Origin of the sequence: Pseudomonas sp. GCM10022186, from assembly GCF_042656385.1 — a bacterium.
Taxonomy (GTDB): domain Bacteria; phylum Pseudomonadota; class Gammaproteobacteria; order Pseudomonadales; family Pseudomonadaceae; genus Metapseudomonas.
The window spans coordinates 377,173-398,605 of the sequence record NZ_JBHSOU010000010.1 but is presented as its reverse complement, the minus strand read 5'-3'; the positions used below and the strand labels follow the sequence as shown (position 1 = coordinate 398,605).

Annotated in this window: 18 protein-coding genes and 1 pseudogene; 13 read left to right on the top strand and 6 right to left on the bottom strand. The window is 65.2% G+C overall.

What is annotated here, in order from left to right; translation table 11 throughout:
* Positions 1-164: 164 nt before the first annotated feature.
* A pseudogene (gene fabF / locus ACFPU0_RS08380) lies at positions 165-1,453 on the bottom strand (beta-ketoacyl-ACP synthase II).
* 113 nt (positions 1,454-1,566) lie between these two features.
* On the opposite strand from fabF, the gene ACFPU0_RS08375 reads away from it, so the two are divergent.
* Positions 1,567-2,061: a winged helix-turn-helix transcriptional regulator gene (locus ACFPU0_RS08375; protein WP_377692424.1), complete on the top strand. Its 495-nt coding sequence runs from the start codon at positions 1,567-1,569 to the stop codon at positions 2,059-2,061.
* 151 nt (positions 2,062-2,212) lie between these two features.
* Here ACFPU0_RS08375 and ACFPU0_RS08370 read toward each other — a convergent pair whose 3' ends face one another.
* Positions 2,213-2,710, bottom strand: a complete 498-nt coding sequence (locus tag ACFPU0_RS08370; protein ID WP_377692423.1) for a Bro-N domain-containing protein — start codon at positions 2,708-2,710, stop codon at positions 2,213-2,215.
* Positions 2,711-3,248: 538 nt separating this feature from the next.
* Here ACFPU0_RS08370 and egtB point away from each other — a divergent pair.
* Entirely contained in the window at positions 3,249-5,357 is a 2,109-nt protein-coding gene (egtB, locus tag ACFPU0_RS08365) for an ergothioneine biosynthesis protein EgtB (RefSeq protein ID WP_377692422.1), read from the top strand.
* Positions 5,358-5,520: 163 nt separating this feature from the next.
* Positions 5,521-7,287 (top strand): diguanylate cyclase, encoded by a 1,767-nt coding sequence (locus ACFPU0_RS08360; RefSeq protein ID WP_377692421.1) that lies wholly within the window; start codon positions 5,521-5,523, stop codon positions 7,285-7,287.
* A 175-nt stretch (positions 7,288-7,462) separates the two neighbouring features.
* Here the strand turns inward: ACFPU0_RS08360 and ACFPU0_RS08355 are convergent, their stop codons facing one another.
* Complete coding sequence (locus ACFPU0_RS08355; protein WP_377692420.1) at positions 7,463-8,440, bottom strand: GlxA family transcriptional regulator; 978 nt, start codon at positions 8,438-8,440, stop codon at positions 7,463-7,465.
* A 194-nt stretch (positions 8,441-8,634) separates the two neighbouring features.
* Between ACFPU0_RS08355 and ACFPU0_RS08350 the strand changes: the two genes are divergently transcribed.
* Positions 8,635-9,423, top strand: a complete 789-nt coding sequence (locus ACFPU0_RS08350; RefSeq protein WP_377692419.1) for a cysteine hydrolase — start codon at positions 8,635-8,637, stop codon at positions 9,421-9,423.
* 235 nt (positions 9,424-9,658) lie between these two features.
* The gene (locus ACFPU0_RS08345) at positions 9,659-10,495 is read left to right on the top strand and encodes an alpha/beta fold hydrolase (RefSeq protein WP_377692454.1); all 837 of its coding nucleotides are present in this window, start codon (positions 9,659-9,661) and stop codon (positions 10,493-10,495) included.
* A 57-nt stretch (positions 10,496-10,552) separates the two neighbouring features.
* On the opposite strand, the gene ACFPU0_RS08340 is transcribed toward ACFPU0_RS08345, so the two are convergent.
* On the bottom strand, positions 10,553-11,488 hold the full coding sequence (locus ACFPU0_RS08340) for a LysR substrate-binding domain-containing protein (RefSeq protein ID WP_377692418.1): 936 nt from the start codon (positions 11,486-11,488) through the stop codon (positions 10,553-10,555).
* A gap of 153 nt (positions 11,489-11,641) precedes the next feature.
* On the opposite strand from ACFPU0_RS08340, the gene ACFPU0_RS08335 reads away from it, so the two are divergent.
* From ACFPU0_RS08335 to ACFPU0_RS08300, 8 genes are all read left to right on the top strand, one after another.
* Complete coding sequence (locus tag ACFPU0_RS08335) at positions 11,642-12,706, top strand: Rieske 2Fe-2S domain-containing protein (protein WP_377692417.1); 1,065 nt, start codon at positions 11,642-11,644, stop codon at positions 12,704-12,706.
* Positions 12,699-13,817: an FAD-binding oxidoreductase gene (locus tag ACFPU0_RS08330; RefSeq protein ID WP_377692416.1), complete on the top strand. Its 1,119-nt coding sequence runs from the start codon at positions 12,699-12,701 to the stop codon at positions 13,815-13,817. The genes ACFPU0_RS08335 and ACFPU0_RS08330 overlap by 8 nt, the downstream gene beginning before the upstream one ends.
* Before the next feature lie 132 nt (positions 13,818-13,949).
* Positions 13,950-14,801, top strand: coding sequence for a transporter substrate-binding domain-containing protein (locus tag ACFPU0_RS08325; protein ID WP_377692414.1), 852 nt, complete (start codon positions 13,950-13,952; stop codon positions 14,799-14,801).
* Positions 14,802-14,909: 108 nt separating this feature from the next.
* On the top strand, positions 14,910-15,620 hold the full coding sequence (locus tag ACFPU0_RS08320; protein WP_377692413.1) for an ABC transporter permease: 711 nt from the start codon (positions 14,910-14,912) through the stop codon (positions 15,618-15,620).
* Positions 15,621-15,633: 13 nt separating this feature from the next.
* Complete coding sequence (locus ACFPU0_RS08315) at positions 15,634-16,371, top strand: ABC transporter permease (RefSeq protein WP_377692412.1); 738 nt, start codon at positions 15,634-15,636, stop codon at positions 16,369-16,371.
* A gap of 5 nt (positions 16,372-16,376) precedes the next feature.
* Positions 16,377-17,153 (top strand): ABC transporter ATP-binding protein, encoded by a 777-nt coding sequence (locus tag ACFPU0_RS08310; protein WP_377692410.1) that lies wholly within the window; start codon positions 16,377-16,379, stop codon positions 17,151-17,153.
* Between the two features lie 99 nt (positions 17,154-17,252).
* Positions 17,253-18,794 carry an HAL/PAL/TAL family ammonia-lyase gene (locus ACFPU0_RS08305; RefSeq protein WP_377692408.1) on the top strand — a complete coding sequence of 514 codons (1,542 nt, stop codon included), beginning with the start codon at positions 17,253-17,255 and terminating at the stop codon, positions 18,792-18,794.
* Between the two features lie 56 nt (positions 18,795-18,850).
* Positions 18,851-19,177 carry a VOC family protein gene (locus ACFPU0_RS08300; RefSeq protein WP_377692407.1) on the top strand — a complete coding sequence of 109 codons (327 nt, stop codon included), beginning with the start codon at positions 18,851-18,853 and terminating at the stop codon, positions 19,175-19,177.
* A 73-nt stretch (positions 19,178-19,250) separates the two neighbouring features.
* Here the strand turns inward: ACFPU0_RS08300 and ACFPU0_RS08295 are convergent, their stop codons facing one another.
* Together ACFPU0_RS08295 and ACFPU0_RS08290 are read right to left on the bottom strand one after the other, a co-directional pair.
* Positions 19,251-19,814 (bottom strand): carboxymuconolactone decarboxylase family protein, encoded by a 564-nt coding sequence (locus tag ACFPU0_RS08295; protein ID WP_377692406.1) that lies wholly within the window; start codon positions 19,812-19,814, stop codon positions 19,251-19,253.
* 10 nt (positions 19,815-19,824) lie between these two features.
* Positions 19,825-21,153, bottom strand: a complete 1,329-nt coding sequence (locus tag ACFPU0_RS08290) for an aspartate aminotransferase family protein (RefSeq protein ID WP_377692405.1) — start codon at positions 21,151-21,153, stop codon at positions 19,825-19,827.
* Positions 21,154-21,433: the final 280 nt, after the last annotated feature.

Below are 21,433 nucleotides of genomic sequence, written 5' to 3'. Positions count from 1 at the left end.
GTGCGCACCGGCGGTTTGACGTGGTGCCGAAGCCGAACCCGGACTCGGTGCGCGCAGCGCACCCTAGAGTCCAGGCCTGGCGAAAGGGGGCGGTCTTGTGCACGGGGAGGATTCGCCCCCTTCCAGGGGGCTGGCGCAAGTCCACGTTCTACGAACGTGGATGTTTACTGATCGGTCCACTTGCGGAACAGGACGCTGGCATTTACACCCCCGAAGCCAAAACCATTGGAAAGCGCATAGTCGGTTTCAAGCGGGAGGGGGCCGTTAGCCACGATGTTCAGCCAGTCTGCGGCGGGGTCGGCACTGAGCAGGTTGAGCGTCGCCGGAGCGACCTGATCTCGCAGGGCGAGCACGGTGAAGATCGCCTCGATTCCACCGGCTGCGCCCAACAGGTGTCCCGTTGAAGACTTGGTCGCACTGATTGCCGGCGATGGCCCGCCCTCGAAGACGGCTTTGATGGCTGCCAGCTCGCCCTTGTCTCCCACGGGGGTCGAGGTGGCGTGGGCGTTCAGGTGGCCGACCTGTCCTGGCGCGATGCCTCCTTGTTGCAATGCCTGCCGCATTGACCTTTGTGCGCCGTCGCCATCTTCTGGCCCCGAGGTGATGTGATAGGCGTCAGCACTGGTGCCGTAGCCTACCAGTTCGGCTATTGGCTTGGCTCCGCGTGCCAGGGCATGTTCGAGCTCCTCGATTACCAGCAGGCCGGCGCCTTCGCTCATTACGAAGCCGTCCCGTGCTTCGTCGAACGGACGGGAGGCGCATTCCGGCCTGTCGTTGAAGGAACTGGACAAGGCACGAGCGGCAGCGAATCCGGCCAGGCTGACCCGGTGGATAGCGGCCTCGGCGCCGCCGCAGAGCGCCACGTCCACTTCACCGGCCCTGATCATGCGAGCTGCATCGCCAATCGCCAATCGCCAATCGCCTGTACGCCTGCAGCACAAGCCGTCACCGGGGTTCCAAGCGGCTCCTTCAAGCGGTGGCGAATGGAGACCTGACCGGCAGCCAGATTGCACAGGAACGAAGGGATCGTGAATGGCGAGAGACGGCGGGGACCCTTGCTGTCTGTGGTACGCACGGCGTCAGCGATTGCTGGGAAGCCGCCGATTCCGGAAGCGATGATGGTGGCAGTGCGCTCTTGTTCCCGTATCGATTCCGGCGCCCACTTCGCTTGCGCCAGTGCTTCTTCCGCAGCCGCCAGCGCGAATAGGATGAAACGATCAACCTTGCGTTGTTCTTTCTGGGGAAGCACAGGGTCGGGGTCGAACCCGCCAGCAGTGTCTTCCTCGATGCCAGGAACTTGGCCGCCGATTCGCACTGCCAAGTCGCCTATCAGTGTCTCCGGGAGCTGACGAATACCCGATCTTCCTGCCAACAAGCGTTGCCAGACGAGTTCGACGCCACAGCCAAGCGGTGTGACCGCCCCCATTCCGGTAACGACGATACGCTTTCGCATGAAGGTTTCGCTCCTTTCGCTGTTTGGTAGTATCTGGATGAAAGAAGTTACTACCATAATGATAGTGACGTACAGCCTAAAATCTCTCCCTATACGAGCGGTGAGTAATCTCGATGCAGCGCAAGACTCTTCTGGATTCTGAATGCCCGATCGCGCTCAGCTTGGAGCGCGTTGGCGAGTGGTGGAGCCTGCTGATCATGCGCGATGCCCTGCAGGGCTTGAGTCGGTTCGACGACTTTTCCAGGAGCCTGGAAATTTCGCCGAACATGCTCACTCGCAGGCTCAACGCGCTGGTGGAAGCTGGGTTACTGGAGCGGCGCGCTTACAGCATCAAACCGTTGCGTCACGAGTACGTTCCGACAGAGCGCGGTCGTGACCTCAAGGGTGTTCTCTTCGCACTGATCGCTTGGGGTAACAGGCATTTCGCCCAGGACGAAGTGAGCGTCCAGGTTGTGGACAGGGCGACAGGTCGGACGCTACAGCCCATGATGGTCGATGTCGTCGACGGCAGAGTGGTGCCGTGGGATGAATGCGAAGTGGTGCATGGACCAGGCGCCAGTGACGGCATGCGAGCACTGTTGGGACGGATGAAGCGGGTTCAGGATTGAGTGGTGGCTGCTCCAGGGCTACCAAATCACTGCAGGCTTGAACGTCAGACCACTACTCGATCGGTCATTGGCTGCCTCTCCGCAACCTGATTGCCACCCCGACACTCAGAACACCGCAGCCTCGCTGCGGCGTTCGTGTATCACCCGCCTCCTACGGCAACCGCCTCCAGCTCGGTCGCTCACTCAGCGCGTGGTCTTCATTCGCCGCCATGAATCGCGGCAGATCCTTCCGTGCAATCCAGATTTCCCCCTGCCACTTCACCACGCCGATGCGCTGCTCCGCCCAGGTCATGAAGGCCCGTTGCGGGCTGGCGTCCGGGGTGCGGTGGTGGTCGTGGAGGGTGGGGACGACCTCGTCGCTGAGCCACTGGCTGAGGGCGCAGTGTTCGGGATGGCCGAAGCGGTAGAGGGCGCGGTAGAGGCCGGCTTCGTTGACCAGTTCCAGTTCTTCGCAGCGGCCGCTGTGGTGCTGGAGGACGGCGTAGCGGCGCTGGTGGGGGTAGATGCGTTTGGTCAGGCGGTAGGGGCGGGCGGCGGCGATCATCAGGGCGAAGTCGAAGGCGACGAACCAGGGCTGGTTGTCGATCATCACGGCGCGCAGTTGGTGGCAGTGGCGTTGGAAAACGATTGGGGTGTATGCGTCATGCATGTTGCAGCTCCGAGCACATTTAAGGAGCTGCCGCCATTCGCTGTCATTCGAAGGGTGGCAGACCGCGCGGGGTTGACAGACCGGACGCTCGGAGCCGGCAGACCGCAAGGGTCTCCCCACGCGATCTGCCATGAAGCAGAGCAGTAGAAACTGCATGCGTGCCGATGCCTGCAAAAAACGTCCGCCGTTTTTCGCATGCACCTGATGGCGCATTCGCGCCGAGCGTCGGGCTGTCAAACCCGGCCACGGGATTGACCGTGACGGACCGCAGCATAGGTAAGCGGGGAGGGCGGGGCAAGGGGCGGTGCTGATGAGGGGACAGGTTATCCATCAGCCCGCGGTGGGGTAGCGCTTCGCTCGGCCTATCCTCTCTGAATGCCGGTCCTGGTGCGAACAATCCGAACTTTCCCCGGCCGCTGCGCATCAGAACTTTTATACCCCCAGCCTGGTGACGATCCGTGTCGTTCCCATCGAATGCCCGGACGCCTGTATTCCGCGCATCCAACAGCCCTGACAACAGCGCTGCAGAGAGACGCCGATGAACAGCACCGCACTGCTCGACCACTACCTGCAAGTACGCCGCCACAGCGAATCGCTGGTGGCATCCCTCAGCGAAGAGGACATGGTGGTGCAGTCCATGCCCGATGCCAGCCCCGCCAAGTGGCACCTGGCCCATACCACCTGGTTCTTCGAGACCTTCCTGCTGCGGGAGCGGTTGCCCGGCTACCCCGTCTTCGATCCAGGCTTCGCCTATCTCTTCAACTCCTACTACGAGGCCCTCGGGCCACGCCAGCCACGCCCGGAGCGGGGGCTGCTGACCCGGCCTTCCCTGGAGCGGGTGCTGGCCTACCGGCGCCATGTGGACGAGCACATGCAGGTGCTGCTGCGGGATGCCCCTGACGAGGCGCTGCCCCTGGTGGAACTGGGCCTGGCCCATGAACAGCAGCACCAGGAGCTGCTGCTCATGGACCTGCTCCATCTCTTCAGCCGTTCGCCCTTGCGCCCGGCCTACAACGAAGGCTGGCGCGAGCCCGGCGGCGACCGCCAGGGCCGCTTCGTCGGCTTGCCCGGTGGGCTGGTGGAGATCGGCCACGATGGCGAGGGCTTCGCCTTCGACAACGAGGGGCCGCGCCACAAGGTGTACCTGCAGCCGTTCCAGATCTGCGACCGCCTGGTGACCAATGCCCAGTGGCTGGAGTTCATCGAGGACGGCGGCTATGGGCGCGCCGATCTCTGGCTTTCCGAAGGCTGGGCGCGGGTACAGGAGGACGGCTGGCAGGCACCCATGTACTGGCAGCAACGGGACGACGCCTGGATGGAGATGGGCCTGGGCGGGCTGCACCCGCTGGTAGCGTCCGCGCCTGTCAGCCATATCAGCTACTACGAGGCCTGCGCCTTCGCGGCCTGGGTCGATGCCCGCCTGCCCACCGAGGCGGAGTGGGAAGTGGCCGCCCGCGCCGGGGTGCTCGGCCAGGTGGAGGACTGTGCCTGGCAGTGGACCGCCAGCGCCTATGCGCCTTACCCAGGTTTCCGGCCGTCCCGCGATGCGGTGGGCGAGTACAACGGCAAGTTCATGGTGAGCCAGATGGTGTTGCGCGGCGGTGCCAGCATCACCCCTGCCGGGCACGCCCGGCCCAGCTACCGCAACTTCTTCTATCCGGCCCAGCGCTGGATGTTCTCCGGCCTGCGCCTGGCGCGGGATGCCGTGGCGGGCCAGGCGGTCAGCGAGTACGAGTCCTTCGCCGAGGACGTGCGCGCCGGCCTGTCGGCGCCGGCCAAGAGCCTGCCGCCCAAGTATTTCTACGACGCGGTGGGCTCGGAGCTGTTCGAGGCGATCTGCAACACCCGGGAGTACTACCCGACCCGCACCGAGACGGCACTGCTGCGCAATATCGCCGCCGAGCTGTCCACGGTGATTCCCCAGGGGGCGGCGCTGGTGGAGTTCGGCAGCGGCGCCAGCCTGAAGACGCGGCTGCTGCTGGATGCCGCGCCGCAGATCGGTCTCTACCTGCCCATCGACATCAGCGAGTCGGCCCTGCGCAAGGCCACCGCCATGCTCCAGGGGGCCTATCCCGACCTGCGGGTGCTGCCCCAGGTGGGCGACTTCACCCACTTGCCCCACCTGCCGGCGGACGCCGCCCGGCGCCCGCGGGTCGCGTTCTTCCCCGGCTCCACCCTGGGCAACTTCACTCCGGAGGAGTCCCGGTGCTTCCTGCGTTCGGTGCGTCGCTACCTGGGACGCGAGTCGCGCTTCATCCTCGGCCTGGACATGCAGAAGGATGTCGCCACCCTGGAAGCGGCCTACGATGACGCGGACGGCATCACCGCACAGTTCAACAAGAACCTCCTGGCACGCATCAACCGCGAACTGGGAGGCGACTTCGACCTGGACGCCTTCGATCACCTGGCCCGCTGGAACCCTGAGCGCAGCTGCATGGAGATCTTCCTGGTCAGCCGCCGCAACCAGCGGGTCCACGCGGCCGGCCGCACCTTCGAGTTCCGCGCCGGCGAGCGCCTGCACACCGAGAACTCGCACAAGTACAGCCTGGCGCAGGTGGCGGACCTGGCCGCCGAGTCCGGCTGGCATCTGGTGCGTCACTGGCTGAGTCCGGAGCCGCAGGTGGGCATTTTCGTGCTGGAGGCCTGAGTCCCGCTCGGGGAGGTGTCGCGTGCCTGTATCGGCCGGGCCTGGAAAACCTTCAGCACTTCGCCGGGGTCATGACGGCGGATCGCCATTATGGGTAGACTCGAGTTCCTTATGGCCGATCAGCGCCAGGCGGCTCCCTCAGTCCTGGTGAAGCAGAGTCCAGATGCAGCCCTTGCCTGCGCTCGAGGTGCCGAAGAGCGCCAATGATGACCGATTCGATGGCCTTACCCGCCTGGCCAGACGCCATTTCGGCGTCATGGCCGCGTTGCTGACCACGGGCGCCGGGCAATGGCAGCGGGTCAGGACCTGCGATGGCCTCGCCTTCGGCAATGCCGAGCGGATCGGCCCCTTCGGCGCCTGTTGGGTTCACACCGACGCGGTGCTCGTGGTACCCGACGTCCATTGCGACGAACGCTTCCGTGATCACGAACTGGTGATGGCCGCACCCCGGGTGCGCTTCCTCGCCGGTTGCCCGGTGTTGGCCCGGGACGGTGGTGTGCTCGGCATGCTGTGCCTGCTGCACGACCAACCCCGGGAGCTGGATACGACCCAGCAGCTCCTGCTGCGCGAACTGGCCCGGTTGGCGGCCGACATGCTCGCGCGGGAGCTAGCCGATGCCGAGCTGCAGCGGGAACTGGAGCTGCTGCGCGAGAGCGAACGGCGCATGGCGCTGGCCATTGCCGGGAGCGGTACCGGCATCTGGGACCGCAATGTGACCACCGGCGAGATCCACTACTCCACGGGCTGGAAGGCCATGCTGGGCTACGCCGAGCATGAAGTCGGCAATCGCATCGAGGAGAGCTATACCCGCGTCCACCCGGCGGACCTGGACTATGTGCGGGCCACCATCCAGGCCCACTTCGAGCTGCGCACCGAGGCCTACGAAGTGGAGCATCGCATCCGTTGCCGGGACGGCAGCTATAAATGGGTCTGCAGCCGCGGCAAGGTGGTCGAGCGCGATGGCGCCGGCAAGCCATTGCGCATGATAGGTACGACCACGGACATCACCGCCATGCGCAACATGTCGGAGCAGGTCCAGCAGACCGCCGAGCTGCTGACTGACCTGACGGACGAGATACCCGGCATGGTCTTCCAGTTTCGCCGTAAGCCGGACGGCCGCTCCTACTTCTCCTACGCCAGTGCCGGGGTCTGGGAGATCTGCGGGCTCACGCCGGAACAGTTGAAGGCTGATGCCCGGGCGCTGCAGGCGATCATTCACCCGGACGACCTGCCGCTGTTCCTCGAATCGCTCGAGGCGTCCGCCAGCAGCCTGGCGCCCTGGTACCTGGAGTATCGGGTGCAATTGCCGGGGCAGGGCATCTCCTGGCGCCAGGGCGAGGCGCAACCCCGGCGGCTGGACGATGGCAGCGTGCTCTGGCACGGCTTCATCACCGATATCACCGAGCGCAAGCAGATCGAGGCCGAGTTGCAGGTGTTCGCCACCACGGACTCCCTCACCCAGCTCGCCAACCGCCGGCACTTCATGCAGCAGCTCGAAGCCGAACTGGCCCGTGTGCAGCGCAGCGCCGGCCATCGCGGCGCCATCCTGATGTTCGACCTGGATCACTTCAAGGCGATCAACGATCGCTGGGGCCACTCGGTGGGTGACCAGTCGCTGCGGCATTTCGCGGCGATCCTGGGCAAGCAGTTGCGCAAGACCGACGCGGCCGGACGCATGGGCGGCGAAGAGTTCGCGGTGATCCTGAGCGATGCCGATATGGACGAAGCCGTCACCTTCGCGCGACGCATCCAGCATGAGCTGAGCGGCGCCCCCGTGGTGCATGGCGATGAACGAATCCCCCTGGCCATCAGCGTCGGTATCGCCGCACTCGACGCCAATGACGCAAGTGCCGAGTCCGCGCTGTCGCGCAGCGACATCGCCCTGTATCGCGCCAAGCGGGCTGGCCGCAATCGCATCGAGAGCAATTGAACCAGGGAGCTGGCGGGGCGGTTCATTCGAACTTGGGAAAGCGCGTCCTCAGGGCGTGGTCATGAGTCATGGGGCGCTGCCTGTGACGATCGAAATACGATCCTTGAGCTTGCAATACCCATCAGCCCTGTCCGCATGGGTATCGCTCCGCTCGCGGAGCGCCGCCCGACCCATCCTACTTCGCTACCGATCCGCCTTTCTCTCCCTTGACCTGGCGAGCGCTGCGGCGCAGTTCTTGTGGCGTTCGCCCAATGACTCGCACGAAGCTGCGCAGCATGTGATCGGCATCGCCGAATCCGAAGCTCCTGGCGATCTCCTCGAAACTCTGATGGCCGTCCTCGACCAGCGGCCTCGCCGCCTCGATGCGAAGGCGCTCGACAGCTTTCGCCGGCGTCACCCCGACGGATGCCGCGAACACGCGGCCGAACTGGCGCACGCTCATGTGCGCCACGTCTGCCAGGCGCTCAACGGACAGATCATCACGCAGATGGTCGCGCGCATAGCTCAGCACCGTGCGGATGCGATCCGAGCCGGGGTCGAAATCCAGCAGCGAAGAGAACTGGTACTGACCACCTGGTCGCCGATAGTAGACAACCAGCATGCGTGCGACGAAACGCGCCACCTCCTTGCCCAGGTCCTGCTCGATCATCGCCAGCGCCATGTCGATGCCGGCCGACATGCCTGCCGATGTCCAGACATTCCCGTCTTCGGTCCAGATTCGATCCCCATCCACCCGCAGCGAGGGATAGCGTGCCTGCAATTGCGGCGCGTAGTTCCAATGGGTGGTCGCGACACGACCGTCGAGCAGGCCGCTCTCGGCCAGCACGAAGGCGCCGGTGCAGACGCTGGCCGTGCGGCGGGAGCGCAAGGACATCTGCCGGATCGCCGCCGCCATCGGCATCACCCAGTCACCGGCCGGAGCGGCTGGCGCGCCAACGATGACGAGCGTGTCGAGGCGCTCGACATCCTGCAGTGCTTCGGTCGCCATCTGCAGTCCGTCCGAGGTGCTGACCAAGCCGCCGTCAAGGGACGCGACCGTGAAGCGATAGCCCGAAGGGCGCGCACGATTGGCATTGGAGAAGGCTTCCAGCGGGCCACTCAGGTCCAGCAAGACGAAGCCCGAATAGATCAGGAAGCAGACGTGACGCGGCATGAGCTGATTGCCGAAAGCCTGGCTGGAGCGTCATTAGACGCCCCTCCTGTTTGGCTGGTCAACGGGTGCAACGACGAGGCTCGGGCCTTGATCGATGGCGCGAGCTTGTCGGCCGAAATCCAAGGATAAACGTCCTTTTCGTTCCTCCTCCTCGCCGTACCGTTAACGCGCCACCCCACTTCGAGGACATGCAAATGACCTTCAACAGAACGCACCCCAGGAGAATGATCTACGCCACCCTGTTGGGCGCCATCCTGATGGCACCCGGCATCGGCTTCTCCGCCGAGAACCCCTACGCCGATCCGGTCAAGCCCGCGCTCCCGGCTTCCAGCTTTCAATGGGACATGAGCCGAACCGCGCTGGTCGTGATCGACCCGCAGATCGACTTCATGAGCCCGGAAGGTGCAGGCTGGCCGGTCTTTGGCCAGAGCGTTACCGAGCAGAATCTGGTGCCGAATCTGCGCCGGCTCTTCGCGGCGTTCAAGAAGTCCGGAGCGACCGTAGCCATCTCGCCGCACTACTACTATCCCCACGACCACAAATGGGAGTACGAGGCGCCGGCGGAGACCGTTCAGCACAAGCTTGGCCTCTTCGATCGCAAGGGCGCCCTGACGCTGGATGGATTCCGCAACTCGGGCGCCGATTTCATGGTGGAGTTCAAGCCCTTCATCGAAGACGGCAAGACCATCGTCGCCTCGCCGCACAAGTTGTACGGCCCGCAAAGCAACGACCTGATGCTGCAGCTGAACAAGCAGCGGATCGACAAGATCGTCCTTGCCGGCATGGCCTCCAACCTGTGCGTCGAATCGCATCTTCGCGAGTTCCTGGAGCGCGGTTTCGAGGTGGTCGTCGTGCGTGACGCCGTCGCCGGCCCGAAGCTTCCCGACGGCGACGGATACGGCAGCGCACTGGTCGACTTCCGCTACATCGCCAACGACCTGGTGACTACCGACGAAGTGGTGGACAAGCTGGAAGGCCGCTGACCATGTGGCCGACCAATCACCCGCCCGGACACGGGAGTCCTTGTGGCTCCCGTGCGGGCCGACCGACGCGGAGTCACGCATGAGCACTAACAAGAACTTCGGGCCCGCCAGCCCGGATCGGCGAGATTTTCTGCTGCTCGGCTTGGGTGCCGCGGCCGTGGCTGCCTTTTCCCCGGCGCCCTTCGCGGCACTCTCGTCAGGCGACTCTTCTTCCATCAACAGCGGAATCATGACCTTGAGCAAAGTGACCACCCGAGATGGCGTTGAAATCCACTACAAGGACTGGGGGCCGAAGGACGCACAGCCAATCGTGTTCCACCATGGGTGGCCGCTCAGCGGTGACGATTGGGATAGCCAGGCCCTGTTCTTCGTCGGCCTGGGCTATCGCGTCATCGCCCATGATCGGCGCGGCCATGGCCGCTCCGCCCAGGTGAGCGACGGCCACGACATGGACCACTACGCTGCGGACGTCGCGGCGTTGGTGCAGCATCTGGATCTGCGCAACGCCGTGCATATCGGTCATTCGACCGGTGGCGGCGAGGCGACGCGCTATGTCGCCAGGTATGGGCAGGTTCAGCGGCGCGTGGCCAAGTTGGTTCTGATTGGCGCGGTGCCGCCCATCATGCTCAAGACCCCGGCGAATCCGGGCGGCCTTCCCCTCGAGGTTTTCGACGATTTCCGCAAGCAGCTGGCAGCCAACCGGGCGCAGTTCTACCTGGATGTCGCCAGTGGCCCGTTCTACGGCTTCAACCGCCCTGGCGCCGTCGTTTCGCCGGGCAGCATCCAGAACTGGTGGCGGCAAGGCATGGCCGGTTCGGCCAAGGCCCACCATGACTGCATCAAGGCCTTCTCCGAGACCGACTTCACCGATGACCTGCGGGCGATCAGCGTGCCTACCCTGGTGATGCACGGTGACGACGACCAGATCGTTCCCATCGCCGACTCCGCGCTGCTGTCCTGCAAGCTGCTGAAGAACGGAACCCTGAAAGTGTTCGAGAAGTACCCGCACGGGATGTGCACGACGCACGCCGAGGTGATCAATCGGGAGCTGCTGAAGTTCATTCGCGGCTGACCTGGCAAAGGCATGGCTCTGCGCGCTGCTCCTGCTTGCAGGGCCATGTCTGGTCCGCTAGTTCTGCAACAGCTCGTCGGTGACGCGTTGCTGATCCCGCCCCCGTGCGATCAGCCAGCGGTGGAAGGCGCGGCACTGCGGCTTGTGGAAGTGGTTCGGGTTCCAGCTCAGATAGTACGAGGCCGGCATCGGCATGGCGTGCATGAGCGGGATGACCAGGCGGCCTGCCTCGAGGTCCTTGCTGATCATCGAGTACTGCGCCAGCACCAGGCCCTGGCCTTCGATGGCCGCCTGGATGGCCATCGAGGACAGCGAGTAGATCCGGCTATTGTTGACCGTCGCAACTTCGACGGCGTTTTCGGCGAACCATTCCTCCCAGGATGGCGGCGAGTCGAACTTGGGCCGCCAATCGATGGTGATCAGCGGGTACTCGAGCAGCTTGCGGGCATCTTCGGCTGGCACTGCGGTAGCCAGCAGGGCAGGGCTGCAGGCGGGTACGACGCAGTCACGGAACAGCTCGATGGTGTGCTGGTCATCCTGGATGCCTTCGCCGTAGCTGAGGCGGAAGTCGACACCGTTGGCCTCGGCCTGGGAGGGCTCGGTGTGGGTGCCGTCGAGGTAGACGCTCAGCTCCGGATATTCCGGCTGCCACTCTGCAACCAGCGGCGCGAGCCATTTCGACAGCAGCGAGGGCAGGGCGCTGATGTAGAGGTTGTTGGCGTTCTTCGAGCGCTCCAGTTCCGCCGCCGCCGCCCGTAGCCGTTCGAAGGCCTGGCTGCACCCTTCGTGGAAACGCTGGCCGGCGGCGTTCAAGCGCAGGCGCTGGCCCTCCTTGACCGTCAGGCTGAGGCCAACCGCTTCTTCGAGGAGCTTCATCTGCTGGCTGACCGCTCCGGCAGAGATGCCCAGGCGTTTCGCCGCCTGGGAAATTCCGCCGCAGAGGCCGACAGCCTCGAATACTTCCAGTGCGCGCAAGGGGGGAAGGTGGCTCATGACGGTTCCTGAGGCCAAGGGAATGACGATTAATATTGTTTAGAAAATCTAAAACAATCAACAGAAAAGACCATCTATTCTTTTGAGTCTCCGGCTCCTACGCTCTGCCTCAAGAAGCCTCGCTTCGCATAACAACAAGAGGAGCTACGAGCCATGTTCTTGAGAAATGCCTGGTATGTCGCCGCCTGGGATAACGAAGTGAAGCAGGCCCTGCATGCGACCATCCTCCTTGGCGAACCCATCGTTCTGTATCGCAAGGCAGACGGTGGTGTCGTGGCCCTGGAAGACGCCTGCCCGCATCGCAAGCTGCCGCTCTCCATGGGGCGCCTGCAGGGCGATCTGGTCGAATGCGGCTACCACGGGCTGACCTTCGATGGCTCGGGTTCCTGCGTGAGGGCCACCTGCGTGGCACGGGTGCCGCAGGCCGCGAAGGTCCGCAGCTACCCGGTGGAGGAGCGCTATGGCCTGGTCTGGCTGTGGATGGGCGACCCGCTGCTGGCCGATCCGGCGAAGATCGTCGATATCCCCGAATGGGATCACCCGGACTGGGGCATCAATCGCGGCGACTCGATGACCGTCGACTGCAACTACCTGTACATGACCGACAACCTGCTGGATCCGTCCCATGTCGCCTGGGTGCACCAGAGCACCTTCGGCACCTCGGCCTGCGAATCGGAGCCCCTGCAGACCCGGGTGACCGACGACGGTGTGGTGGTTTCGCGCTGGCTGTACGACATCGACGTGGCGCCGTTCTACACCCAGTACCTCAAGTTCGAGGGGCGTTGCGACCGCCTGCAGTACTACGAGGTGCGCTATCCGTCCCACGCGATCATCAAGGGCGTGCACACCCCGGCCGGCACCGGTGGCGACCATGCCCCGGTCCACGAGAAGGCGTTCCTCATGGACTCGTACAACTTCATGACGCCGGTGGACGAGAACCGGACCCGTTACTACTGGTTCCAGTTGCGCAACTTCGATGCCGATGACGAGGCCGTGTCCCGCCGGTTCGCCGCCGACGTGCGTCGCGCCTTCGAAGAGGACCGCGTGGTGCTCGCCGCCGTGCATGCGGGCATGAAGAACCGCCAGACGCCGAACATCGACCTGGCCATCGACTCCGGCCCGCTGCGCTTTCGCCGTGGCATGGAACGGCTGATCCGTGAGGAGCAGGAAGCCGCAGCCGACATGCGCATCGTTCATGAGGTCCAGGCCCATGTTTGAGCCGATTCCCGCCACCAGGGGGTTCGCTCGCTTCCAGGTGACCGGGAAGGTACGGGAGAGCGCGTCGATCACCTCCTTCATGCTGAGGCCCGCCGCGAATGGCATTCCCGTGAAGTTCCGCCCGGGGCAATTCATCGTGCTGCGTGTCCCCGGCAGCGAAGGCCCGCAGGTGCTGCGTGCCTACAGCCTGTCCGGCGATCCGGACGACCATACGCAGGTGCGCATCTCGGTGAAGCATGAGTTGCCTCCGGCGCATCTGCCCGATGTGCCGGCGGGCGTCGGCTCGAGCTTCCTGCACGAGGCGGTGGAGGTCGGCGAAGAGCTGGATATCGCCGGCCCGTCCGGCGACTTCGTCCTCGACGAGGACAGCGAGCGTCCGGTGCTGCTGTTCAGCGGCGGGGTCGGGCTGACGCCCATGGTGAGCATGCTGCACCGCCTGGCCACCCGCTCGATGCGCCATGTGTACTTCATCCACGCCTGCGAGAACGGTGCCGTCCACGCCCTGGGCGAGGAGGTGCTGGCGCTGGCGGCCAGGCGCAGCGGGATCGCCGTGCACTTCTGCTATCGGGTGCCGACTGTCGAGGACCTGGAGCACGGCCGTCATCACAGCAGCGGCCTGGTCAGCAAGGAGACCCTGCAGGCGCTCCTGCCGCTGGATGACTACGACGTCTACCTGTGCGGGCCGCGCCCCTTCATGCAGGCGAACTGGCGCCTGCTGCGCGGCCTGGGCATCGACAAGGCGCGGATTCGCTACGAGTTCTTCGGCCCGGCGACGATTCTCGACGAAGACGAGACGCCTGCCATTCCAGCTACGCCGACGCCGGCCAGTCCTGCTCCCGTGGCCGACACGGAACTGACGGTGCGTTTCGAGCCTTCCGGCCAGGCCGTCGCCTGGGACCCGGCCTGCCCGTCGCTGCTGGATTGCGCCGAACAGGCGGGACTCAAGCCGGCATTCAGCTGCCGTGCCGGATTGTGCAACGCCTGCCTGACGCCCCTTCTGAGCGGCAGCGTCGAGTACAGCGAAGCACCCCTGGTGGAGCCCGAAGCGGGCCGGGTGCTGCTGTGCTGCGCGCGGCCGACTTCGCCGGTGGTGCTGGCGCTGGATAACTGATGGCGCCTACGGCTGCCGAATATCGACCGAGTACGGATGGAGTGCCTATCGAACCGACGCCCGAGCTGTGATTCGCCTTGCCTTGCACGCCCCTTACGACCCCCCTGTGGTTTCGCATCGGAGAATAAAAAGATGAAAAACAAGAAAATCGAATTCGCCGTCTGCTCGTTGTTGATGATGTTCGCCAGCTGCTCGCTGAATGCCCAGGCCAAGGACCTGGAGACTATCCAGATCGCCACGGAGGGGGTGTACGAACCCTGGAATCGCACCCTGCCGGATGGCAGCTTCGACGGCTTCGAACCGGAGATGGCCAAGGTGCTCTGCGAGCGCATGCAGGTTCGCTGCAAGATAGTCGCCCAGGACTGGGATGGATTGATCCCGGGCCTGCGCGCCGGCAAGTTCGACGTGGTGATGGATGCCCTGGCGATCAGCGAGGAGCGCCGCAAGGTCATCGATTTCTCCCGCCCCTACACCAAGGCGCCCGCCACCTTCATCGCCCTGCAGTCCAGCGGCGTCGACCTCGGCCGCGGCACCCTGCACCTGCGCGGAAAGCCCGAACTGGACACGCCGGCCGTCGACGACCTGCGCAACCGCCTGAAGGGCAAGCTGATCGGCATCGTCTCCGGCACCGTGTACAGCAAGTTCATTCACGACCAGTTCGGCGAGGTGGCGACCATCCGCGAATACAAGACCCCGCCGGAACCGCTGATGGACCTGAAGAATGGCCGGGTGGACGTGGTGTTCGAAGACCTCGGCTTTCTCGCCGGGGAAATGCAGCGGGCCTCGGACAGCGGCCTGGTGCTGGTCGGCCCGGCGATCAACGGACCGATCTGGGGCGAAGGCGAAGCCTTCGGCATCCGCAAGGATGAGCCCGAGCTCAAGGCCCGGCTGGACGCGGCGATCGCCTCGCTGATCGCCGACGGGACGATCAGCGAGCTGAGCCGCAAGTGGTTCAAGCACGACTTCACACCGCCCAGCCAGTAACCGGGTGATCCGCCGGCGGGCATCGCGATGCGCGGTGCCACGCCAGGCGCAGGGTTGTTCATGCGGCCGCAATTGCCGGCCGCTCTCCTGACTCGGTAATCAGCGGGTATGCACGTGATCGACTTGATTGGTTTTGGCGCGAAAGGCTGGGGCAGCATCCTGCTCATGGCCGCGCTCATGACGGTACTGGTGACCCTGGCCGCGCTGCTGGTCGGCGCCGTGCTCGGTGCCCTCGTCGCCGCGGCGAAGTTGCACCACAGCGGGCTCCTGCGCCTGCTCGGCGAAACCTACACCACGGTATTCCGCGGGGTGCCGGAATTGCTGGTGATCTACCTGTTCTATTACGGCGGTTCGGCGCTGGTCAGCAGCGTCGGCGGGCTCTTCGGTGCCAGCGGCTTCATCAGCATGCCCGCCTTCCTGGTGGGGGCGCTGGCCGTCGGCGTGGTGTCCGGGGCCTACCAGGCCGAGGTATATCGCGGCGCCTTCCAGGCCGTGTCGCGCAGTGAGCTGGAGGCGGCCAAGGCCATCGGCATGCCGGTCCTGCTGCGCTTGCGAAGGATCATCGCGCCGCAGATCCTGCGTTTCGCCCTGCCGGGGCTGGGCGGGGTCTGGCAGATCAGCCTGAAGGACTCGGCGCTGATCTCGGTCACCGGCCTGGTGGAACTGATGCGTGCGAGCCGGGTGGCCGCCGCCTCCACTGGCGAGTTCGTGCTGTTCTTCATCACCGGCTGCGCGCTCTACCTGGTACTGACCGGGCTTTCCAACCTGGTCTTCTCGCGGGCCGAACTGCGTGTCGGCAGAACCTTCCGCCGCAGCTGACAAGGAGCGAACCATGCCGATCGATTTCACTTTCCTGGGTGACACCCTGCTGCAACTGCTGCAGGCCCTGCCCATGACCCTGGTGCTGTTCGCCGCCTCGGTCGCCCTCGGCACGCTGCTGGCGATGCTGGTGGCCTGGCTGCGGGTCTGCGAAGTGGCCGCGCTGCGGCACCTGGCGCGGAGCTACATCTTCCTGTTCCGCGGCTCGCCGCTCTTGATCCAGATGTTCCTGCTCTACTACGGCCTGAGCCAGTTCCAGGCGGTGCGTCAGAGCCTGTTCTGGCCCGTGCTGCGCGAGCCGGTCACCTGCGCGGTGATCGCCCTGGCGTTGTGCACGGCCGGGTACATGGCGGAAATCTTCCGCGGCGGCCTGCTGGCGGTGCCGTCGCAGCAGATCGAAGCCGGGCGCGCGGCGGGGATGTCCGGCTGGCTGCTGGCGCGGCGGATCATCATCCCGGTGGCCCTGCGCAGCTGCCTGCCGGCCTACTCGACGGAAATCATCCTGATGATGAAGGCGACCTCGCTGGCCAGCCTGGTGACCGTCTACGAAGTCTCAGGCGTCGCGCAGCGGATCATTTCCGAGACCTACCGGACGATGGAGGTGTTCCTCTGTGCCGCGCTGATCTACCTGGTGTTGAACTTCCTGATCGTCCGCGCACTGGCGCAGGTCGAACGCTGGCTGTCCCCCCGGCTACCGGTCGCTGCGCGTCCAACAACAAGAAATCACGCACTCAGCATGCGAAGAGGGTAAGTGGCATGGCTACAGGCAATGATCCGGTCCTGCAGGTGAAGCATATCCGCAAGTCGTTCGGCGACCTGGAGGTGCTCAAGGGCATCTCGCTGGATGCCTACGAAGGCGATGTGGTGTCGATTCTCGGCTCCAGTGGTTCGGGCAAGAGCACCTTCCTGCGCTGCATCAACCTGCTGGAAGTTCCCGATGCCGGCGAGATCCGCGTCGCCGGCGAGCAAGTGGCGTTCAAGCACGGACGCCACCAGATGCTGGTGCCCGCCGACCGCCGCCAGGTCGACCGCATTCGCCCGGAACTGGGCATGGTGTTCCAGAACTTCGGCCTGTGGTCGCACATGACCGTGCTGCAGAACGTCATCGAAGGCCCGGTGCATGTGCAGAAGCGTCCGCGCGCCGAGTGCGTCGACGAGGCCGAAGCCCTGCTGGAGAAGGTCGGCATGGCGGACAAGCGCAACCACTACCCGGCGTTTCTCTCCGGCGGCCAGCAGCAGCGCGTGGCCATCGCCCGCACCCTGGCGATGCGGCCGCGGGTGATCCTCTTCGACGAGCCCACCTCGGCGCTCGATCCGGAGCTGGTCGGCGAAGTCCTGAAGGTCATGCGCGCGCTGGCCGAGGAGGGCCGCACCATGCTGGTGGTGACCCATGAGATGGGCTTCGCGCGCAATGTCTCCAACCGTGTGGTGTTCATGAACCAGGGCCTGATCGAGGCCCACGGCACCCCGGAAGAGATGTTCAGGGAGCAGCGCTCGGAACGTTTCAGGAAGTTCATCCTGAACCAGGCCTGACGCCCGCCCGATCCCCCGATTTTTTCGCCTGTCCTGCGACGGGGCAGGCTTCCTTCGCCTTGAAAAAGGCCAATGAACCGAGAGAGCACAGCAATGCCCATGCACCCGAAAGAGATTTCCAACGTGATCCTGGACGACGCCAGACCCTCGATCGAGGAGTTCATCGCCGTCGCCCGCTACTCGGCGAAGGTGAGCTTCTCCGACGCCTATCGTGCCCGGGTGGCGCGTTCGCGCCGGCTGGTCGAGCGCTTCCTCGGGGAGAACCGCCTGGTCTACGGCGTGACCACCGGCTTCGGTGACAACGTGCGCCACGTCATCTCGCCCGAAGACGCCCAGACCCTGCAGGTGAATATCGTCCGTTCGCACGCGGTGTCGGTCGGCGAACCACTGAACCGCGAGCAGGTCCGTGCCATCCAGCTGATGATCCTGGTCAGCCTCGGCAAGGGGTACTCGGGTGTGCGCATGGCATTGCTGGAGCAGATCGCCGGCCTGCTCAACCACGACGTGATGCCCTTCGCGCCCGGCGAAGGCTCGGTAGGCTACCTCGGCCCGGAAGGCCACCTGGCCCTGGTGCTGCTCGGCGAAGGCAGGGCCAGCGTCGCCGGTGGCGCGTGGGTGGACGGTGCGACCGCGCTGCGCCAGGTCGGCATGCAGCCGATCGACCTGCAGTGCAAGGAAGGTCTGGCGATGCTCAATGGCACCACCTCGGTGACCGCCATCGCCACCCTGGCGCAGTACAACGCCAACCAGGCCGCCCAGGCGGCGGACATCGCCGCGGCGCTCTCGCTGCAGGCGCTCAAGGGCACCATCCGCGCCTTCGACCCGCGCTACCACTCGATCAAGGCCCATGCCGAACAGGCGCAGACCGCCAGCTACATCAAGCGCCTGCTGGCCGACAGCCGGCTGGTGGAGGAGAACATCGACTATCGCCTGCAGGACACCTACAGCCTGCGTGCCATCCCGCAGGTGCACGGCGCCTCGAAGAAGTTCATCGCCTATGCCCAGGCCTGCATCGACAATGAGATCGCCTCCTCCGGCGACAATCCGGTGATCTACCCGACCGGCGAGGACGACGGCATCGCCATTTCCGGGGCGAACTTCGACGGCTCCTACATCGGCATGGCCGCCGACACCCTGTGCAACGCGATGACCAACCTGGCGAAGATCTCCGAGCGGCGCACCGACCGCATGGTCAACTCGCACTTCAGCGAGATGCCGGCCTTCCTCGTGCGCAACCCCGGCCTGAACAGCGGCTACATGATCATCCAGTACACCGCCGCCGGGCTGCTCGGCGAGATGAAGGTGCTGTCCCACCCGTCCACCATCGACAGCGTGTCCACCTGCGGCAACCAGGAGGACCCGGTGAGCTTCGCCTTCAACGCGGCGATCAAGGCCTACCAGGTGTCGCGCAAGCTGGAGTCGGTACTGGCCATCGAGATCCTGGTCGGCTGCCAGGCCCTGGATTTCTACGATGTGGGCAAGTCGTCCAGCGCCACCCGCGCGCTCTATGACCTGGTGCGCAGCCGCGTGGCGCAGGCCGACGAGGACCGCGCCTTCTACCCCGACATCGTCGCGGTGACCGAGCAACTGCGCTCGGGCGAAATCCTCGCCACCGTCGACCGCACCCTCGCCAACCGTTGAACGCCGCGGCCGGCCCGGGAGATGCGCCGGGCCGGTCCAGGCCAGGAGATACAGGCATGATCAAATCCCGTGCTGCCGTCGCCTTCGAGCAACGGCGGCCATTGCAGATCGTCGAAGTGGATGTGGCGCCGCCCAGGGCCGGCGAAGTGCTGGTGCGCATCGTCGCCAGCGGCCGGCCGGCCACCGTCGGCAATGGCGTTACCGTCAGCTTCGCGGCACCCGACCGGTCTGCCATCGACGCTGCCCACCGAGCGGCCCTGTCCCAAGGTGGCCAGGATGAAGGCGCTCCCGGTCCGCGCAACTGGAAGGAGAACGCCTATGCGGCCTACTTCCGTGACCCGGACGGCAACAAGGTCGCTGCCTACTGCTTCAAGCCCGCCTGAGCGTCAAATGCTTAAGCGATACCCATCGGTGACTGGCGATGGGTATCGGTGGCTCGCCCCCTGCCTTGGGGCTTCAGGGCTCAGGGAAGGGCAGCGGCGCATCCGTCCCGCGTCGCACCTGGAACACATTCAGCGTCATGGCCACCAGGGCGTAGTAGCCGAACACCCCCACCAGCTCCACCACCGCTGGCTCGCCGAAGGCCGCGACGGCTTCGGCGTAGAGCGCATCGTCGATTCGCCGCGTAGCGTACAGCGTGCGGCCCAGGCGATGGACCAGGCGCTCGTCGTCCCGCTCGAAGGGCGGTTCCACCCCCTGGCGCAGGGCGTCGATCACCCTGTCACTGACGCCCGCCTGGCGGGCGATGGGTTCGTGGATCTGCCATTCCGCCTGGGATTGCCACCAGGATGCGGTGAACAGGATCGCCAGCTCGGTCAGGCGCAGTTCCAGGCGGGTGCCATAGCGGCAGAAGGCGCCCAGGCGCTGGGCGCGGTCGGCCAGTTCGGGGCTGTGGATCCAGGCGAGGAAGGGACCGTCCAGGTTGCCCCGCGGGCCGCTGAGGATGTCTTTCAGCACGGCGCGCTGGGCGTCGTCCATCTGTGCTTCGGCCAGGGCTGCCAGTCTCGATTCGATCTTCATTGCCTGTTCCTCAGGCGTCGGCCAGGGCGTCGCGCAGGGCGGCGTCGAGCTTGTGGACAAGTTCGTCCAGGTGCGGCTCCTCCAGGATGAAGGGTGGCGCCAGGAGGATATGGTCGCCGCTGCGGCCGTCCAGGGTGCCGCCCATGGGGTAGCACATCAGGCCGTGGGCCATGGCGGCTTTCTTCACGCGGGCGTGGAGCTTGCGCGCCGGGTCGAAGGGCGCCTTGCTGGCGCGGTCCTGCACCAGCTCCAGGCCCTGGAACAGGCCGCGGCCCCGGATATCGCCGATATGGGGATGGTCCGCGAAACGCTCGCGCAGCCGGGTTTGCAAGGCCGCGCCCAGCTCCCGCACGCGCGGCAGCAATTGGCGTTCCTCGATGGAACTCTGCACCGCGAGGGCCGCCGCGCAGGCAGTGGCGTGGCCGATGTAGGTGTGGCCGTGCTGGAAGAAACCCGAGCCGTTGCGGATCGCATCGACGATACGGCCGCTCACCAGGGTCGCGCCGATGGGCTGGTAGCCGGCGCCCAGGCCCTTGGCGATGGTGACCAGGTCGGCGCTGATACCTTCCTGCTCGGCGGCGAACAGCGTGCCGGTACGGCCCATGCCGCACATCACCTCATCCAGGATCAGCAGCACGCCGTGGCGGTCGCAGACCTCGCGCACGCGCTTGAAGTAGCCGGGTACCGCCGGCACCGCGCCGAGGGTGGCGCCGACAACCGGCTCGGCGATGAAGGCCATCACCTTGTCCGCGCCCAGGCGGAGGATTTCCGCTTCCAGCTCCGCCGCCAGGCGAATGCCCAGGGCTTCCGGCGACTCGTCAGCGCGCTGTTCGCGATAGGCGTAGCAGGGGCTGACATGACTGACGTCGATCAGCAGCGGCTGGAACTGCTGGCGCCGCCAGGCGTTGCCGCCGGCCGCCAGGGCGCCCAGGGTGTTGCCGTGGTAGCTCTGGCGGCGGGCGATGACATGGCGACGATCGGGCTGGCCGATCTCGACGAAATACTGGCGCGCCAGCTTGAGCGCCGCCTCCACCGCCTCGGAACCACCGGAGACGAAGTACACCGACTCCAGCCCCGCCGGCGCCCGTTCGATGAGGAAGTCCGCCAGTGCCTCCATGGGTTCGCTGGTGAAGAAGGAGGTGTGCGCATACGCCAGCTTGCCGACCTGCTCGCGGATCGCCTCGACCACCGCCGCGTCGCTGTGACCGAGGCAGGACACGGCCGCGCCGCCGCTGGCGTCCAGGTAGCGCTTGCCCTGGCTGTCGATCAGGTAGGGGCCGTCGCCCTGGACGGCGGTCGGGTAGCTCTGGGTGAGGCTGCGGTGGAATACGTGGCTCATGGTGCCCTCCGGTGCATTTTGGCAAAGAATATATGCAAAAACTGGTTATGCAATAATTTTTTGCCTTGCCTTCGGTGCGTATGATTTCCACGACTCAGCGGTTTTTATTGTTATATGCCCGTATTTATTGGGCTGTAGAGGACTGCTGGGGGAGAGGATGTCTTTAGGGATTGTGCAAATTGATATTGCATTTATAGAAAATGCATGTTTATCTTGCTCGAAAGCATGGTGGCCGTGCAGCGCGTAGCTGACTGGCCTAGCAGCTGATAACAACAAACCG